Below are 17,778 nucleotides of genomic sequence, written 5' to 3'. Positions count from 1 at the left end.
TTGGGAGACACCGTGGCCGACGCGCCCCCCATCACCGAGGTCCTCGCCGATGCACCGAAGAACTGGGGCAAGTGGGGTGACGACGACGAGGTCGGTGCGCTGAACTACCTCACCGCCGACGAGGTCCTGCGCGGCGTGCGGCACGTCCGGCAGGGCAAGGTCTTCACCCTCCAGCGGCTGATCGGCGACCCGAAGGGCGACCCGGTGTGGCCGGGGCGCTCGCCGGCCGAGCGGACGATGATCCTCGACGAGTCCTCCTGGGACTCCCCGGACGCCCCGCAGTTCCCCGGTGGCCTCCACTACGCCGACGACAAGATCAACGCCTTCCTGCAGGGCTCCACGCAGTACGACGCGCTCGGCCACGTCTGGTACGACGGCCAGATCTGGAACGGCTACGACGCCCGCAGCACCGTCGGCGGGATGGACCGGGCCAGCGTCGAGCCGATCGCGCGCAAGGGCGTCGTCGGCCGCGGCATCCTGCTCGACATGGCCCGCTTCCGCGGCAAGCCCCACCTGGACAAGGGCGAGACCTTCACCCACGAGGACCTCGTGGCCTGCGCCGAGGCCCAGGGCACCCCGATCGAGAAGCGCGACGTCCTGCTGATCCGCACCAACTTCCTGCAGCTGTTCTTCGACCAGGGCCAGGCCTTCTACGAGGGCTTCAACGAGCCCGGCCTGGTCTACAGCCCCGAGCTGGTGCGGTGGTTCCAGGACATGGAGATCCCCAACCTGACCACCGACACGATCGCCAACGAGGTCACCTACGACCCGAACAACGGGACGGCGCTGCCGCTGCACTGCGCGCTGATGCGCAACCTCGGGGTGACCCTCAGCGAGATCGCCGACCTGGAGGAGCTCGCCGAGGACTGCGCCGGAGACGGCCAGTACACCTTCCTCTACGCCGCGGCCCCGCTGAAGATCCACCAGGCGACGGGCGCGCCGGTCAACCCGCTCGCCGTCAAGTGACCGGCAGGAGGGGGCGACGGTGAGCGTCTACACCGACCGGCCCTGGCTGGCCCTCTACGGCGAGGGGCAGCCGGCCGACATCACGCCCGAGCACGAGACGCTGCTCGACGTCTTCCGCGCCTCGCTGGCGGCGGCGCCCGACGCCGTGGCGATCCGGTACTTCGACGGCGTCCTCACCTTCGCCGACCTCGACTGGGCCTCCGACGCCCTGGCTGTCGCGCTGGCCGAGGGTGGCTTCGCCCCGGGCGACCGGATGGGCGTCTACGTGCAGAACGACCCGGCGTTCGTCATCGGGCTGCTCGGCGCGTGGAAGGCCGGCGGGGCCGCCGTCGCGATCAACCCGATGAACAAGGCCCGTGAGCTCACCTACCTGCTCAGCGACTCCGGCGCCACGGCGCTGCTGTGCCTCGAGCAGCTCTACGAGTCCGTCGCCCGCGACGTCGTCGAGAGCGGGGAGACCAAGGTCGCGACCGTGGTCACCTGCTCGCCGCTGGACCACCAGTCCCGCGACGACGCGCGGGTCCTCGGGGACGTCGTCCGGGCCCGCCAGGAGGGCACCCTGGCCCTCGCCGAGCTGTTGGAGACCCACGCCGGGCGGACGCCGTCGCCGGCCGCCCTGTCCGGCGGCGACGTGGCGATCCTGACCTACACCTCCGGCACCACCGGGCAGCCCAAGGGTGCCATGAACACCCACGCGACGATGGTGTTCAACGCCTGCACCTACCGGGAGTGGATGCGGCTGACGCCCGACGACGTCGTCCTCGGGGTTGCGCCGCTGTTCCACATCACCGGGCTGATCGGGCACGTCGCCCTCGCGCTGCTGCTGCCCTGCCCGCTGGTCCTGGCACACCGGTTCCAGCCGGAGGTGGTGCTCGACGCGGTCCGGGAGCACCGGCCGACGTTCACCGTCGGGGCGATCATGGTGTTCATCTCGCTGTCGGGGGTCGAGGGCGTGAGCCGGGAGGACTTCTCCTCGCTGCGCACCATCTACTCCGGCGGCGCCCCGATCGCACCGGCCGTCACCGACGCGTTCGAGGAGAGGACCGGGCGCTACATCCACAACATCTACGGGCTGACGGAGACCAACTCCCCGTCGCACGCCGTGCCGATGGGTGTGAAGGCGCCGGTGGACGAGAACTCCGGGGCGCTGTCGGTCGGCGTCCCGGTCTACGACACCGTCGTCCGGATCCTCGGCGAGGACGGCCAGGAGCTGCCGCCCGGCGAGGTGGGGGAGATCGCCACGTCCGGCCCGCAGGTGGTGCCCGGGTACTGGGGCCGGCCCGAGGCCACGGCGGAGTCGATCCCGGGCGGCGAGCTGCGCACCGGCGACGTCGGCTTCATGGACGAGCAGGGCTGGTTCTACCTGGTCGACCGCAAGAAGGACATGATCAACGCGGCCGGCTACAAGGTGTGGCCGCGCGAGGTCGAGGACGTCCTCTACGGCCACCCGGCGGTGCGCGAGGCCGCGGTGGTCGGGGTCGCCGACGCCTACCGCGGTGAGACGGTCAAGGCCTTCGTGTCGCTCAAGCCCGGTTCCTCGGTGACGCCCGAGGAGGTGATCGCCTGGGCCAAGGAGCGCATGGCCGCCTACAAGTACCCGCGGTCGGTCGAGTTCGTCGACGAGCTGCCCAAGACGACGACCGGGAAGATCCTGCGCCGCGAGCTGCGCGACCAGCAGTCCGGCGGCTGATGAAGGACCCTCCTGCCCCCCGCCACTCGCAGGCTCGCGGCGGGACCCTGCAGGAGGGCCTCCGTCCGGCGACGGGGCGCCCGCCCGGCGGCGGGACGAGCACGACGAGCCACGCTGCGTGCACACGGGCCAGGTCCCTCCGGAACCGCCCCGTCCCGTGGTGCGCGATCGAGTGGTCTGCACCACACTCGTTTCTCCTGCCGCCTCCGAGACGTGGAGGTCCGAGATGGACGCGACCGATGCCCGCCGCCCGGCCCCCGGGGCCGCGCGTGCCCGGCTGGCGATCGCCGCCCCGGGCCGGCGGCAGCTGAGCACCACCCACCCCGAGCACCCGCGACCGGGGCGGCCAGCAACGACGCCGGACCGCGCCGACCGTCGGGGACGTCCGCGCCGACCGGCGCGGTGGACGACGGACGAGGCCGGCACATCGGCGTGCCGGCCGCCGACTGGGAGGAGCGTCCGTGGCAGGCAACAAGGCGGTCATGTACATGGGGCCGGGCAAGGTCGAGGTCGCCGACCTGGACTACCCCGGCCTGGAACTGAAGGAGGGGCCGGGGGTCAACCCGGCCAACGTCGGCCGCAAGACCCCGCACGGGGTCATCCTGCGGACGGTGGCCACCAACATCTGCGGCAGTGACCAGCACATGGTCCGCGGGCGCACGACGGCGCCCGAGCGCCTGGTGCTCGGCCACGAGATCACCGGGGAGATCGTCGAGAAGGGCTCGGACGTCGAGTTCCTGCAGGTCGGTGACATCGTCAGCGTGCCGTTCAACATCGCCTGCGGCCGCTGTCGCAACTGCAAGGAGGGCAAGACCGGCATCTGCCTGAACGTCAACCCCGACCGCCCCGGCTCGGCCTACGGCTACGTCGACATGGGCGGCTGGACCGGCGGCCAGGCGGAGTACGTGATGGTCCCGTACGCGGACTGGAACTGCCTGAAGTTCCCGGACCGGGACCAGGCGCTGGCCAAGATCCGCGACCTGACGATGCTGTCGGACATCTTCCCGACCGGCTACCACGGCTGCGTGACCGCCGGGGTGGGCACGGGGTCGACGGTGTACATCGCCGGCGCCGGCCCGGTGGGCCTGGCGGCGGCGGCGTCGGCGCACCTGCTCGGCGCCGCGGTCGTCATCGTGGGCGATCTCAACGCCGACCGGCTGGCCCAGGCCCGCAGCTTCGGCTGCGAGACCGTCGACGTCTCCCAGGGCGACCCCAAGGACCAGATCGAGCAGATCCTGGGCGAGCCCGAGGTCGACTGCGGTGTCGACGCGGTGGGCTTCGAGGCGCGCGGCCACGGCAAGGACGCCGAGCGCGAGGCGCCGGCCACCGTGCTCAACTCGCTGATGGACATCACGCGGGCCGGCGGTGCGCTCGGCATCCCGGGTCTGTACGTGACCGGTGACCCGGGCGCGGCCGACGAGGGGGCCAAGACCGGGTCGCTGTCCATCCGGCTCGGGCTGGGCTGGGCGAAGTCGCACGCGTTCACCACCGGCCAGTGCCCGGTCATGCGCTACAACCGCCAGCTGATGATGGCGATCCTGCACGACCGGGTGCAGATCGCGAAGGCGGTGAACGCCGAGGTCATCCCGCTGGAGGACGCACCGCGCGGGTACCAGGAGTTCGACCAGGGCGCGGCGAAGAAGTACGTGCTGAACCCGAACGGCCTCATCCCGGCCTGAGCCGAGACCCTGCAGGGGGGCTGCTCACGTCCCCCTGCAGGGGCCCTCCATCAGCGGCGGGGCGGGCCGGCCGGGTCCTCCGGGACGACGTCGGGCACCCGGTTGGGTCCGGCCACCGCCGGGCGCGGCCGGTCCTGGGGGTGCAGCCGGACGGCGACCAGGGCGACGTCGTCCTCCGGGTGACCGTCGACCAGCCGCTCGAGGGCCTCGTCGAGCAGCTCCTGCAGCGGCCGGTCGGCCAGCTCACGCAGGACCTCACGCAGCCGCTCCAGGCCGGCGTCGAGGTCGGCGTCGCGCCGCTCGACCAGGCCGTCGGTGAACAGCAGCACCGTCGCGCCGCGGTCGAGGGTCACCACCGACTCCTCGCGGCGGGTGTCCGGGTCGACGCCGAGCAGCAGGTCACCGCGCCAGGCCGCCAGCTCGGTCACGCTGCCGTCGGTGCCGACGACCAGCGGCGGCAGGTGGCCGGCGTTGGCCCAGCGCATCCGGGTGACGCCCCGGGCACGCTCGTCGTCGGTCTGCTCGAACCGGGCCACCGCCGCGGTCGCCAGCACCCGGGTCTGCAGCAGCGCCATCGAGGCGTCCAGCCCGCGCAGCACCTCGCCCGGGCCCGCGTCGCTGTAGGTCGCGATGCCGCGCAGCAGCCCGCGCAGCTGGCCCATCGCCGCGGCGGCCTCGGTGTCGTGGCCGACGACGTCCCCGATCACCAGCATCGTCGCCCCGCTGGGCTGCAGGAAGGCGTCGTACCAGTCGCCGCCGACCCGCGCGGCCTCCGCGGCCGGCTGGTACCGGACGGCGACCTCGGCGTGGTCGGGCTCGGGGGGCTCGGTCAGCAGGCTGCGCTGCAGGCCCTCGGCGAGGGCCCGTTGCTGGCCGTAGAGCCGGGCGTTGTCCAGTGCCAGGCCGGCGCGGTCGGCGACGTCCTGGGCGGTGGCCAGGTCCTCCTCCCGCGGCGTCCAGCCGCGGCGGAAGTACAGGGTCATCACGCCGAGCGTCCGGTCGCGGCCGCGCAGCGGGATGGCGATCGCCGACTCGGGAGCCAGCGCGGCCAGCAGGTCGCGCGCCTCCCCCTCGGGCAGCACCCCGAGCACGGACTCGGCCAGCTCCATCACCGGCTCGCCGGTGAGCAGGGCGCGCATGAGCGGCGCCGTGACCGGCATGGCGTCGGTGCGCACGGCGGCGTAGCGCTCCACCAGCGGGCGGGCCGAGGGGTCGGCGTGCCAGTGCCCGACGTCGCGCGGGCGCCCGTCGGGGTCGACGACGGTGACGATGCACCAGTCGCCCAGCGCCGGCACCACCAGCCGCGGCAGGTGGGCGGTCGCCGTCCGGACGTCGAGTGCCCCGGCCAGCTCCGCGCTGACCTGCGCGAGCAGAGCCAGCCGCTGGGCGCCGCGCTCGGCGCGGTCCTGCACCCGGCGCCGCTCGGTGACCTCCAGGAAGTAGACCGACAACCCCTCGGGGCTCGGCCAGGCCCGCAGCTCGTACCAGCCGTCGAGCGGCGCGGGGTAGTGGGCGTCGAAGTGGACCGGCGTCCCGGTGCGGACGGCGGTGCGGTAGTTCTCCTCGAACACGCTGCCGACCGCGGCCGGGAAGGCGGTCCACAGCTCCTGGCCGAGCAGCTCCTCCCGGCTGCGCCCGAGCAGCCGCTCGGCCTCGGCGTTGACGTGGGTGAACCGCCACTCGCGGTCGAGGGAGTAGAAGCCGGCCGGCATGGCCTCCAGCACCCGGGTGACCCGCAGGCCGGCGGCCCGCTCGGCGGTGGTGTCGTACGCCGCACCGATCACCCGCGACGCCGTCCCGTCGCCGTCGACGAGCGTGCGGCCGCGGGCCTGCAGCCAGCGGGTGTCCCCGCCGGGCCACACGACCCGGTACTCGGCCTCGTAGTCGCCACGGGTCTCGATGCTGGCCTGCAGCGCGTCGGTCACCCGGGGCAGGTCGTCGGGGTGCACGCGCTCGTTGAAGGCCTCGATGCTGTTGCCGAAGGTCTCCGGTGTGTGGCCGAACATCTCGATCAGCCGCGCGTCCCAGGTGAGCTCCCCGGTGCCCAGGTCCCAGTCGAAGGTGCCGATGCCGGCGGCGTCGACGGCCAGGCCCCAGCGCAGCCGCTCGCTCTCGTAGGCGGTGGTGAGCGCGGCGAGCTCCAGCTCGGTGACCGCGGCCCCGGCCAGCTCCCGCAGGGTGGCGACGTCGGTCTCCGACCACGGCCGGGGCGCCGGGGCGACGGCGCACAGGACCCCCACGGTGTGCCCGTCGCCGTCGATCAGCGGTGCGCCGAGGTACGCGCCGACGGCGCCGGCCGCCACCGGCGCCAGCGCGCTGACCCGGGGGTCGGCCTGCGCGTCGGGGACGGTCAGGGGGGAGCGGTCGGCAGCGGTGATCGCGCAGGCAGTCGCCTGCAGCGGGGTCTCCGTGCCGACGCTGCCCGGCCGCAGCCCGGAGCCGGCCACCACGACCTGGACGTCGTCGATCAGGGAGATCTGGGTGATCGGGACGCCCAGCAGCCGGGCGGCCAGCTCGGCGAGGCGGTCGAGCGCGGCGCTGGCGTCGCGCAGGCGCAGCCGCCGCGCCGCCCGCGCCCGGGGGCGGTCGGCCTGCAGGACCTCGGCCGCCGCACGAGGATCCGCGACGGCGCCCCCCGCAGGGGGACGCGACGTGTCGTCCACCGAACCTCTCCGCCCGGCTCGTGGCCGACTCTGGTGCCGTGGCCGACCGGCCGCTGTTGGGTCAGGGAGCCGGACAGATCGTAGGTGACGTCCGCTGCGACGGGACACCCGAACCGCTGTGTCGGATCACACCCCGTGACGGCCCACCGCTCAGGCCGCCGGCAGGACCAGTGTGAGCGCCGTCCCGCCGTCGTGTTCCACGTGCAACCCCGACCGGCGCAGCAGCGTCCGCAGCCGCACCACGTCGTCGGGCTCGGCGGTCGTGGTGGCCAGCAGGCGGGCGATCCGTCCCTTGTGCGACTTGTTGGCGTGGCTGACGACGGTCCGGCTGCCGTCGGCACGCTCGCTCCGCACGTCGACGGTCACCGCGCCCGGGACGGGGGCCAGGGCCCGGTAGCCGCCGCTGCGCAGGTCGACGACGAACTCGCCCGTGGCGGCCAGGGCCGGGCCGAGGACCGGCCGCCACAGCGCGCGCAGGGTGGGGAGCCCGGGCAGCGTCGAGCCGGCCGAGAGCCGGTAGGCCGGGATGGGGTCGCTCGCGCGGGCCAGGCCGAACAGCGCCGAGCCGACGGCGAGCCGGCGGTCGGCCCGCGCCCGCTGCGCCCGGGTCATCGAGCGGACGCCGAGGGCGTCGTAGAGGACGCCGGTGTAGCGCTCGACCGCGGGCTTCGTCGGGCTGGTGCACAGGGCGGCGTTGCGGGCGAGCTCGGCGTCCTGGCCGGGGGAGAGGCCGAGCGCGGTGCGGGCCGCCGGCGGGTCGGCGGCCAGCCGGACCAGGACGCCGACCAGCCGCTCGCGGACCGGGGTCAGCTCGGGCGTGGCCAGCGCGGCGAGGTCGAGCGGGTCGCCGTCGCCGTCCGGGGACTTGGTCTCCGACGGCGGCAGCAGGAGGAGGACCACGTCCTACCCACCCTTCGCAAGCTCAGGGCGGGGCCCGGGACGCGGCCGTCCGAGCGTACGAGACGGCCTCACGTCCAGTAGAGGAGGCGGCCCTGGGGGAGGCGCTCGGCGAGCTCGCGCTCGAACCAGGCGCGCAGCTCGGCCATCGTGTCCCTAGGGTAGACGTGCTTGACCGAGCCGAACTTGCCGCGCTTGGTGGTGCGGCGGGACTCGTCCATCTCGAGCTTCGTCCGCGGGTACCAGTCGAGCAGCGTCTCCTTGCTGCCCGGCGTGAACCGGTGGGTGATGCACTCGACGGTGAGGTCGTGCCCGGCCGGGACGGCGGCGGCGATGCCGTCGAGCAGCGCGCCGTACTCCTCCTGCCAGCCCTCGACGGGCATGATCGGCGCGATGGTGACGCCCACCGGGTAACCGGCCGCGGCCACGGCCGACAGCGCCCGCAACCGCGCCGGCACCGTGGCCGTCGCGCCCTCGAACCGGCGGTCCACCGACGTCGCGTTGACCGAGAAGCGCAGCCGGGTGCGGCCGCCGTGCGGCAGGTCCAGCAGGCCGGCGACGTCGTCGAACTTGGTGGTGGCGCGCAGCTGCACCGGGCCGGCCCACTCGTGGCTGCCGAAGTGCTCGACCATCCGTGAGAGGCCGCCGGTCAGGTGCTCGATGGCCAGCGGGTCGGTGTAGCAGGAGGCCTCGAACGTCGTCCCCTCGCCGCCGCGCTCCAGGGTGCCGGAGGTGATCGTCCCGCGGCCGACGTAGTCGTCGAGGCCGTCGAGGACCTCGTCGAGGTCGGCCCACACGCGGGTGATCGGCGGGCCGCCGAGCGAGCCGGCGAGGTAGCAGTACTGGCAGTGCGCGGGGCAGCCCTCGGCCAGGTCGAGCCGGAAGTCCGCCGACGGCGGGATGGGCTGCAGCTTCCGCTTGGACGGCGGCGGCACCACGAGCGCCATCGTGTCCTTGGCGGCCATGAAGGCGGCGCGGTCGTCGTCGCCCCGCAGGGAGGGCAGCCGGTCGCCGCGCAGCAGCTCGACGGCGTCGATGCCGGCGGCCTCGAGGCGCGCGAGCACGCGCTGTCCGTGCGGGCGCTCGGCGGCCGAGCGGGTGACGAGGACCCGCTTCGGGGTCCACAGCCGGGAGGGGGCGGGAGCAGTGGGGGCGGGAGGAGCGGGCGGTGCGAGCAGCGCGGTCATCGCCGTCTACAACACCGGCGGCGGGCCGCTGATGCCCTGCTCAGCGGCCTTTCCGGCCCCTCCTGTCGCCGTCGGCGGCGGCGTCGGACAAGGTCGGGACGTGTCCGCCCGCACCCGCCCCTGCCCGGCCGCGGGGTGTCCGGGCCGGGCCGGCTGACGTGGACGCCGGCTGGCTCCCGTCGCTCGGACTCGCCGCCGCGGTGGCCCTGGGGGCCGGGACGCAGCGCATCACCGGGCTCGGCTTCGCCCTGGTCTCCGCCCCCTTCCTGGTGCTGCTGCTCGGCCCCTTCGCCGGGGTGCTCGTGGTCAACGTGCTGGGTGTGGCGGCGGCGGTGCTCGTGCTCGCGCAGGTGCGGCGGGACGTCGACGTGCGCCGGGGCCTGCTGCTCTCGGCGCCCGCGCTGCTCGCGGTCCTGCCCGGGGCGTGGGTCGCCCGCCACACGGCGCCGGCCGTCCTGCAGGTGCTCGTGGGCGGCAGCGTGGTGGTGGCGCTGCTCGCCCTCCTCGTGATCGGCCGGCGCAGCGGCGCCCGGGGCGGGTCCGCGCCGGGCACCGGACCCGGGCCCGTGGTGCTCGCCGGAGCCGCGTCGGGCTTCATGAACGCGACCGCGGGGGTCGGGGGACCGGCCCTCACGGTGTACGCGGTGGCCACCGGCTGGCCGCAGCGTGCCTTCGCCGCGACGGCGCAGCTGTGCTTCACCGTCATCGGCGCGGCCACCGTGGCGGCCAAGGGGCTGCCCTCCCTGCCCGTCGTGGACTGGGCGGTCGCGGCCGCCGCCCTCGCTGCCGGCCTGGTGGCCGGCACCGCCCTGTCGACCCGGGTGCGGCCGTCCGCGGCACGTGCCGCCGCCCTCGCCCTCGCCCTGGTGGGCAGCCTGGCGACCGTGGTCGACGGGCTGCTCGGGGGCTGATCCGTCAACGGTTTTCGCGGGGAGCGAACGCCATTCTGCGTATAGCGGAACAATGGCGTCGGGCGCGCATTTCCATGCCATTCCGGCCAGGCTCTCAGGCGTCGGGGAGGAACGACCGGAGGAGGCCTCCACACCATGACCAGCCACACGCCGACCGGTACACGACCGGTCCTCAACGGCAGGGACGGCGCCTCGACGGGCCTGTCCGACGCCGTCCTGGACCGGCTGCTGCGGGAGCGGATCGTCGTCCTCGGTCGCGAGGTCGACGACGACGTCGCCAACCAGTTGTGTGCCCAGATGCTCCTGCTCGCGGCCGAGGACCCGCGGCGGGACGTCTCCCTCTACGTCAACTCACCCGGGGGCTCGGTCACCGCGGGGATGGCCATCCACGACACGATGCGGTTCCTCGACTGCGACGTCGCCACCTACGCGTTCGGGATGGCGGCCTCGATGGGGCAGTTCCTGCTCACCGCGGGCACCCCGGGGAAGCGGTTCTCGCTGCCGCACACGCGGATCCTGGTGCACCAGCCCTCGGCCGGCGTCGGCGGCACCCAGGCCGACATCGCCATCCAGGCCGACATGCTGCGCCGGCTCAAGCGGGACCTCAACGGCCTGCAGGCCGAGTACACCGGCCGGACGGTCGAGGAGATCGAGCGGGACTCCGACCGCGACCGCTGGTTCACTCCCGAGCAGGCGCGGGAGTACGGCCTGATCGACCACGTCGTCGCCTCCGCCGCCGCGCTGCCCACCGCGCTCGCGGGCTGAGACGACGGAGAGGGGTCCGGGTGGACGTGCTCGTCCTCGGCGGGACGGCGTGGCTGGGCCGGGAGGTCGCGCGGCAGGCGCTGGCCCGCGGCCACGCGGTCACCTGCCTGGCCCGCGGCGCGTCCGGCGGGGTCGCCGACGGCGCCCGGCTGGTGGTCGCCGACCGGGAGCGGCCCGGGGCGTACGACGCGGTCGCCGACCGCACGTGGGACGCCGTCGTGGAGGTGTCCTGGCAGCCGGCGTTCGTCCGCGCCGCGCTCGACGCCCTGGGTGCGCGGGCGCGGCACTGGACCTACGTCTCCTCGGTCAGCGTCTACGCCGGCCGCACGACGCCGGGCGGGGACGAGACCGCGGAGCTGGGGCGGTCCACCGGGCAGGCCCGCGTCGGCCGGGAGCTGTACGGGCCGGCGAAGGTGGCCTGCGAGGAGGCGTCCCGGGCCGCGGTGGGTGAGCGCCTGCTCGTCGCGCGGGCCGGCCTGATCGGCGGCCCCGGCGATCACACCGACCGCTCCGGTGCCTGGGTGGCCCGGACGGCGCGCGACCCGCACGGCGCGCTGCTCGTCCCCGACACCCCCGACCTCCCCACCCAGGTCGTCGACGTCCGCGACCTCGCCGGCTGGCTGGTCTCCTGTGCGGAACGGTCCGTCACCGGGGTCCACGACGCCGTGGGACCGGTGGTCCCCTTCGGGGAGTGGGTGGCCGCGTCGCGGGCCGTGGGCGGGCACACCGGCCCGGTGGTCCCCGCGCCGTCGGACTGGCTGCTCGCGCAGGGCGTCGAGCCCTACGCGGGCACGGACTCCCTGGCGATGTGGCTGCCCGCGCCCGAGGACCGGGGCTGGTCGAGCCGCTCGGGCGCGCGGGCCGCGGCGGCCGGGCTGCGACACCGCCCGCGGGAGGAGCTGCTGGCCGACGTCCTGGCGTGGGAGCGCGCGCAGGGGCTCGACCGCTTGCGGCGGGCGGGGCTCAGCGCCGCCCGGGAGGCCGAGCTGCTGGCCGCGCTCGATCGCTAGTCGGCCTGCGGCTGCAGGAACTCCAGGCGGTTGCCGAACGGGTCGGCGGCGTAGCAGCGGTCGTGACCCGGGAAGTCGCCGTCCCAGGTGACCGGGTGCCCGGCCTCCTCCAGGCGGCGGGCCAGCGCGGTCAGGCCGTCGACGAGCAGCCCGGGGTGGGCCTTGCGGGCCGGCGTGAACGGCTCCTCCACGCCCAGGTGGACCTCCAGCGCGCCGCCGCGGAACCAGCACCCGCCCCGCGCGGCGAGGACCGGCGGCTTGTCCAGCTCCGTCATGCCGAGCACCCCGCCCCAGAACGCGCGGCACTGCTCCTCCCCGCCGCGCGGGATGGCCAGCTGCACGTGGTGGATCGGCCGGAAGGCGAACTCCCCGTCCGTGGCCCCGTCCGTGGTCCCGGTCGTCGCGTCCGTGGGCACGTCGGCTGCTCCTCGCTGGCGCAGGATGCGCCGGTGTCGGTCGATCTCCCGGTCGACGGCGGACGGGCCGGTGTGCCCGACGACCTCCGCGAGCGGGCGGGCGTGACGCCGCCCGGCGGCTACACGTCGACGGGACTGCCCATCGTCACCGTGCGGTGGACCGGGAGGCCGAAGTAGGCCGCGGGGTCGGCCGCGTTGTGCGCGAGGACCAGGAACAGCACCTTGCGCCACTGCGCCATGCCGCGCGCGGAGGTCCGCCGGATCGGCCCGCGGGACAGGAAGTAGGACGCCGCCGACGCGTCCACGAGGCCGCCCTCGAACAGGCCGGCCTCGCACGCGTGGTGCAGCGCCTCCGGCAGGTTCGGGTCGTCGGAGAAGCCGAAACGGACCGCGAGGTGCTGGATGCGGTCGTCGGTGTGGCCGAGGTCGTCGACCTCGAACCGCTCCGCGACGGGCACGTGCGGGACGTTGGCCGACGTGGCGGAGACGATGAGCACGTCGTGGTGGAGCACCTTGTTGTGCTCGACGTTGGCCCGCAGCGCGAGCGGGGTGGTGTCCTTGCCCGGGTGCGGGAACACCGCGATCCCGGGCACCCGGGGCAGCGGCCGCTGGTACAGGTCCTCGACGAAGTCGGCCAGCGACCCCTCCTGCCTCCTGCGGTTGGCCGCGACGATCTCGCGTCCCCGGCGCCAGGTGGTCATCACGGTGAAGACGGCGAGCGCGATGGCGAGCGGCAGCCAGCCGCCGTGCGCGACCTTCGACAGGTTGGCCGAGAGGAAGGTGGCCTCCAGGCCGCCGAAGGCGACCGCGGCCAGGGCCAGCTGCCACGGGCGCCAGTGCCACAGCGCGCGCGCCACCATGAGCAGCAGGACGGTGTCGATGACGAGAGCCCCGGTCACGGACACGCCGTAGGCGGTGGCGAGCCGCTCGGCCGACCGGAACGACAGCATGACGACCAGGACGCCGACGAAGAGGAACGCGTTGACGCCGGGCAGGTAGATCTGCCCGGCCTCGTGCTCGGAGGTCTGCCGGACCGTGACCGGGGGCAGCAGGCCGAGCTGGACCGCCTGGCGCGACAAGGAGAACGCTCCGGAGATGACCGCCTGGCTGGCGATGACGGTGGCGGCGGTGGCGAGCAGGACCATGGGCAGGCGCGCCCACGCCGGCATGAGCAGGAAGAACGGGCTGGAGACCGACTCGGGGTGGTGGAGGATCAGCGCGGCCTGCCCGAGGTAGTTCAGCGTCAGCGCGGGCAGCACGACGGCGAACCAGGCGCGCAGGATGGGCTGCCGGCCGAAGTGCCCCATGTCGGCGTAGAGCGCTTCCGCCCCGGTGATGACCAGCACGATGGCGCCCATCGCGATGAACGCGGTGCCCGGGTGCTCGGCGACGAAGAGGACGGCGTAGGTGGGGGACAGCCCGGTGAGGACGTCGGCCTGGGTGAGGACGCCGTGCAGGCCGGCCACCGCGAGCGCCGCGAACCACAGCAGCATGACCGGCCCGAACAGGAACCCCACCCGGCCGGTGCCGAACCGCTGCACCGTGAACAGCGCGGTGATGATCACCGCGGCGACCGGCACGACGACGTGCCCGAGCGCCGGGGTGGCGACGTGCACGCCCTCGACCGCGGACAGCACGCTGATCGCGGGGGTGATCAGCGAGTCACCGTAGAACAGCGACACCCCGAGGATGCCGACCACGACGAGCAGCCCCGTGCGTCGCCTGCGGCTCCCGTACAGGCGCCGCACCAGGGCGGTCAGGGCCATGACCCCGCCCTCGCCGTCGTTGTCCGCGCGCATGAGGACGCCGACGTACTTGACCGAGACGATCAGGGTGACCGACCAGAACATCATCGAGATGACGCCGTAGACGTCGCCCGGGGTGGGCCGGACCGCACCGTGGTCGATGGAGAAGACCGTCTGCAGGGCGTAGAGCGGACTGGTCCCGATGTCGCCGAACACGATGCCCAGCGCGGCGAGGACCAGGCCGCCGGCGCCCGCACGACCTGCGGGGTGCGCGGCGGGGGGATCGGCGGGCCGGGGCGGGGTGACGCCAGGAGCCCTCGAGGAACCGGTCACGACGGCGTCCCTCTCCCGGAGAGGCGCCGCAGGCCGTCGGCGGGGAGGACGCGGTCCGCCGTGCGCACGGCAGGTGGCCCGACCGACATCGGCGTGCTCGTCACCGGACACCTCCTGGCTCGAGGCACGTGCACCACCAGGAGTGTCCGCCGACGTCGGCCCACGTGCGTGACAGACGTCGCCGTCCCTCCCCCGGCCGGTCCGAGACCGCCGGGTCCCGGCCCGCGCGCGGGCGTGCCTACGCTGCGGGACCGTGCCGCTGTTCTCCTTCGAAGGCCGTTCGCCGCAGGTGCACCCCGACGCGTGGGTGGCCCCGACGGCCACGCTGGTCGGCGACGTCGTCGTCGAGGCGGGCGCGTCCATCTGGTACGGCGCGGTGCTGCGGGCCGACTTCGGCCGGATCGTCGTCCGGGCCGGGGCCAACGTGCAGGACAACTCCGTGCTGCACGGCGGTGAGGACCCGGTCACCGAGGTCGGGCCCGGCGCGACCATCGGGCACGTCTGCGTCGTCCACGGGTCGGTGATCGGCGCCGAGGCGCTGGTCGGGAACGGGTCGACCGTGCAGGACGGCGCCCGCATCGGCCGAAGGGCGCTCGTCGGTGCCGGCAGCCTCGTGCCGCCGGGCATGGAGGTGCCCGACGAGGTGCTCGTGGTCGGCGCCCCGGCGCGCGTGCGGGGGCCGCTGTCGGAGGGCGCCGCGGTGTGGGTCGACGGCAACCCGTCGATCTACCAGGAGCTCGCCCGCCGGCACGCGGCCGGTGTGCAGCGGCTCGACCACCCGGCCGGTGACGGCCGGGTGGACAGGCCGCCCGGTCCCTAGTCGGCGAGCTCGACGACCACGGGGGCGTGGTCGCTGGCGCCCTTCCCCTTGCGTTCCTCGCGATCGATCAGCGCGTTCGTCACCCGCCCGGCCAGCGTCGGCGTGCCGAGGACGAAGTCGATCCGCATGCCCTCGCGCCGCGGGAAGCGCAGCTGCGTGTAGTCCCAGTACGTGAAGACGCCGGGGCCGGGCGCGTGCGGCCGGACGACGTCGGCGTACCCGGTGTCCACGACCGCGTGGAACGCCGCCCGCTCGGGCTCGGAGACGTGCGTCGAGTGGGAGAAGACGCTCATGTCCCACACGTCCTCGTCCCGGGGGGCGATGTTCCAGTCGCCGACGAGGGCCACCTGGGCGCCCGGGTCGGCGGCCAGCCACCCGCCGGCCGCGGTGCGCAGGGCGGCCAGCCACGCGAGCTTGTAGTCGTAGTGCGGGTCGCCCAGCGCCCGGCCGTTGGGCACGTAGAGGCTCCACACCCGCACGCCACCGCAGGTGGCACCCAGCGCGCGGGCCTCCTCGGTGGGGTCGGCGCCCTCCTTGGTGCTCCAGGTCGGCATCCCGGGGAAGCCGACCTCGACGTCGGAGAGCCCGACCCGGGAGAGCACCGCGACCCCGTTCCACTGGGAGTGGCCGACGTGGGCGACCTCGTAGCCCAGCTCGGTGAAGCGCTCCGTGGGGAACTGGTCGTCGCGGCACTTGGTCTCCTGCAGGGCCAGGACGTCGACGTCGCGCCGCTGCAGCCAGGCGACCACCCGGTCGGCGCGGGTGCGGACGGAGTTCACGTTCCAGGTCGCGAGGCGCACGGCACCCGAGCGTAACGAGAGCCGCCGCCCGGGACGGCTCCGGCAGGGGACCACGGTCACGTCCTCCCGGGTGACCTGCGCGTTCACGGGGTACCGAGCCGCCGTGACTGACAGGTACCGGTGGGACGATGGCCGGATGACCACGCCTTGGACGACGCGGACCCCGGCTGCCCGCCGGGTGCGGTCGTGACCGACCGCGACGACCTCACCCGCCCGATCGGCGACGCGCCGGCCCTCCCGCCGGTGCCGGGCGCCACGGCCCGCGGGCGCGACGAGGGGTCCGGGCACGGGCGACCCGGGTCGCGGTCCCTGGGCGCCGTCCTCGGGCTGACCGTCGCGAACACCGTCGTCCCGGGGACCGCCTTCCTGGCCTCCGGACGCCGGAAGCTGGGTCTCGCCGTCCTCGTCGTCTTCCTGCTGCTCGTGGCCGGCGGCGTCTGGCTGGCCACGGCCGGGCAGCGCACCGCGGCGCGGCTGCTGGTCGACTCCACGAGCCTGGACTGGGTCCTCGCCGGGATCGTCGCGGTGGCCCTCGTCTGGGTCCTCGTCGTCGTCACCGGCTACCGGTCACTGCTGCCGCGGCGCAGCTCGCGCCCGAGGCTCGCCGTCGGGGCGCTGCTCGTCGTCGCCCTGGTCGCCGCGATCGCCTACCCGGCCTACCGGGTCGGCACGGTGGCGGTGGCCCAGCGCGGCCTCCTCGACGGCGTGTTCGGCGACGACCGCCAGTCGGCCACCGTCGACGACGCCGCCGACCCGTTCGGCAGCAAGGAGCGGGTCAACGTCCTGCTGCTCGGCGGCGACGGCGGCGAGGGCCGCGAGGGCGTGCGCACCGACACGGTGATCGTGGCCAGCATCGACACCGACACCGGCGACACGACGCTGTTCAGCCTGCCGCGCAACCTCGAGGACCTGCCGTTCCCGGCCGACAGCCCGCTGGCCGCGCTCTACCCGAACGGCTTCGACGCCGGCAGCGAGAGCGAGAGCCTGCTCAACTCCGTCTACCGCAACGGGCCCGCTGCCCACCCGGACGTCCTCGGGCCCACCGACGACCCCGGCGCGGACTTCCTCAAGCTCGGTGTCGGCGAGGCGCTCGGCCTGCACATTGACTACTTCGTCCTGGTCAACCTCGACGGGTTCAGCCGGCTGGTCGACGCGCTCGGCGGGATCACGGTCAACGTCAACTACTACGTGCCGATCAACGGCATCACCGGCGAGGAACTCCCCGACGACTACATCGCCCCCGGGCCCGACCAGCACATGGACGGCTACACGGCGCTGCAGTTCGCGCGGGGCCGGTACGGGCTCACCGACTACGACCGGATGGACCGGCAGCGCTGCGCGATCAAGGCGATCATCGACGCGGCCGACCCGATCACCCTGCTCGAGCAGTACCAGGAGCTCGCGGAGACGACGCAGGACATCGTCAGCACCGACATCCCGCGCTCGGCGCTCGACGACTTCGTCGACCTGGCCTTCCTGGTCAAGGACGCCGAGGTGCGCAGCGTCGTCTTCGACACCAGCCTGATCGACCCCGCCTACCCCGACTACGACCTGATGCGCCGGATCGTGTCCGACTCCCTGGCGCCTGCGGCCGCGGCAGCTGCCTCTGCCGCACCGGCGGCGTCCTCGACGGCTCCCGCGGGGTCCGGCGACCAGGCGGCCGGCGCCGGGGACGCCACCGCCGGGCAGACGCCGGCAGCGCCGACCACCACGCCCGCCGCCGAGGTCGGTGACGCCTGTGCCTACGACCCGGTCCGGGCCCAGGCGGCCCTCGACGCCGGCGAGCCGCCGAGCAAGAACGGCTGAGCCGCGGGGACCAGCCGTCGGTGGGAATAGCCTCAGGGCTTGTGCGTGCGCACGCACCTGAGCATACTACGTGCGTCCGCACACATCCTT

Annotated in this window: 14 protein-coding genes; 8 read left to right on the top strand and 6 right to left on the bottom strand. The window is 74.5% G+C overall.

Going from position 1 to position 17,778, the window contains the following annotated elements; all coding sequences use genetic code 11:
* Window positions 1–12: 12 nt before the first annotated feature.
* From ACWIZO_RS06145 to fdhA, 3 genes are all read left to right on the top strand, one after another.
* Window positions 13–966 carry a cyclase family protein gene (locus ACWIZO_RS06145; protein ID WP_448641622.1) on the top strand — a complete coding sequence of 318 codons (954 nt, stop codon included), beginning with the start codon at window positions 13–15 and terminating at the stop codon, window positions 964–966.
* A gap of 19 nt (window positions 967–985) precedes the next feature.
* Window positions 986–2,656: an AMP-binding protein gene (locus tag ACWIZO_RS06140; protein ID WP_448641621.1), complete on the top strand. Its 1,671-nt coding sequence runs from the start codon at window positions 986–988 to the stop codon at window positions 2,654–2,656.
* 461 nt (window positions 2,657–3,117) lie between these two features.
* Window positions 3,118–4,335, top strand: coding sequence for a formaldehyde dehydrogenase, glutathione-independent (gene fdhA, locus ACWIZO_RS06135; protein WP_448641620.1), 1,218 nt, complete (start codon window positions 3,118–3,120; stop codon window positions 4,333–4,335).
* 50 nt (window positions 4,336–4,385) lie between these two features.
* Here the strand turns inward: fdhA and ACWIZO_RS06130 are convergent, their stop codons facing one another.
* The 3 genes from ACWIZO_RS06130 to ACWIZO_RS06120 all read right to left on the bottom strand — a co-directional run bounded on the left by ACWIZO_RS06130 (window position 4,386) and on the right by ACWIZO_RS06120 (window position 9,082).
* Window positions 4,386–6,998 carry a SpoIIE family protein phosphatase gene (locus tag ACWIZO_RS06130; protein WP_448641619.1) on the bottom strand — a complete coding sequence of 871 codons (2,613 nt, stop codon included), beginning with the start codon at window positions 6,996–6,998 and terminating at the stop codon, window positions 4,386–4,388.
* Between the two features lie 150 nt (window positions 6,999–7,148).
* Window positions 7,149–7,898 (bottom strand): peroxide stress protein YaaA, encoded by a 750-nt coding sequence (gene yaaA, locus ACWIZO_RS06125; RefSeq protein ID WP_448641618.1) that lies wholly within the window; start codon window positions 7,896–7,898, stop codon window positions 7,149–7,151.
* A 68-nt stretch (window positions 7,899–7,966) separates the two neighbouring features.
* A complete protein-coding gene (locus ACWIZO_RS06120) occupies window positions 7,967–9,082 on the bottom strand; it encodes a spore photoproduct lyase family protein (RefSeq protein WP_448641617.1) in 1,116 nt (371 codons plus the stop codon).
* A 158-nt stretch (window positions 9,083–9,240) separates the two neighbouring features.
* Between ACWIZO_RS06120 and ACWIZO_RS06115 the strand changes: the two genes are divergently transcribed.
* The 3 genes from ACWIZO_RS06115 (at window position 9,241) to ACWIZO_RS06105 (ending at window position 11,768) form a co-directional block, all read left to right on the top strand.
* Window positions 9,241–9,993 (top strand): TSUP family transporter, encoded by a 753-nt coding sequence (locus ACWIZO_RS06115; RefSeq protein WP_448641616.1) that lies wholly within the window; start codon window positions 9,241–9,243, stop codon window positions 9,991–9,993.
* Between the two features lie 135 nt (window positions 9,994–10,128).
* Window positions 10,129–10,758 carry an ATP-dependent Clp protease proteolytic subunit gene (locus ACWIZO_RS06110; protein ID WP_448641615.1) on the top strand — a complete coding sequence of 210 codons (630 nt, stop codon included), beginning with the start codon at window positions 10,129–10,131 and terminating at the stop codon, window positions 10,756–10,758.
* A 20-nt stretch (window positions 10,759–10,778) separates the two neighbouring features.
* A complete protein-coding gene (locus ACWIZO_RS06105) occupies window positions 10,779–11,768 on the top strand; it encodes an NAD-dependent epimerase/dehydratase family protein (RefSeq protein ID WP_448641614.1) in 990 nt (329 codons plus the stop codon).
* On the opposite strand, the gene ACWIZO_RS06100 is transcribed toward ACWIZO_RS06105, so the two are convergent.
* Window positions 11,765–12,184 (bottom strand): VOC family protein, encoded by a 420-nt coding sequence (locus ACWIZO_RS06100; protein ID WP_448641613.1) that lies wholly within the window; start codon window positions 12,182–12,184, stop codon window positions 11,765–11,767. The genes ACWIZO_RS06105 and ACWIZO_RS06100 overlap by 4 nt on opposite strands.
* A 119-nt stretch (window positions 12,185–12,303) precedes the next feature.
* The gene (locus ACWIZO_RS06095) at window positions 12,304–14,262 is read right to left on the bottom strand and encodes a potassium transporter Kup (RefSeq protein WP_448641612.1); all 1,959 of its coding nucleotides are present in this window, start codon (window positions 14,260–14,262) and stop codon (window positions 12,304–12,306) included.
* A 253-nt stretch (window positions 14,263–14,515) separates the two neighbouring features.
* On the opposite strand from ACWIZO_RS06095, the gene ACWIZO_RS06090 reads away from it, so the two are divergent.
* Entirely contained in the window at window positions 14,516–15,082 is a 567-nt protein-coding gene (locus ACWIZO_RS06090) for a gamma carbonic anhydrase family protein (RefSeq protein WP_448641611.1), read from the top strand.
* Here ACWIZO_RS06090 and ACWIZO_RS06085 read toward each other — a convergent pair.
* Window positions 15,079–15,882 carry an exodeoxyribonuclease III gene (locus ACWIZO_RS06085; protein ID WP_448641610.1) on the bottom strand — a complete coding sequence of 268 codons (804 nt, stop codon included), beginning with the start codon at window positions 15,880–15,882 and terminating at the stop codon, window positions 15,079–15,081. The genes ACWIZO_RS06090 and ACWIZO_RS06085 overlap by 4 nt on opposite strands.
* 186 nt (window positions 15,883–16,068) lie before the next feature.
* Between ACWIZO_RS06085 and ACWIZO_RS06080 the strand changes: the two genes are divergently transcribed.
* A complete protein-coding gene (locus ACWIZO_RS06080; RefSeq protein ID WP_448641609.1) occupies window positions 16,069–17,688 on the top strand; it encodes an LCP family protein in 1,620 nt (539 codons plus the stop codon).
* Window positions 17,689–17,778: the final 90 nt, after the last annotated feature.

It is taken from the genome of Geodermatophilus sp. URMC 63, assembly GCF_053502565.1.
Note: the sequence above shows the minus strand (reverse complement) of the source record. Positions and strands in the feature narration are given on the sequence as shown.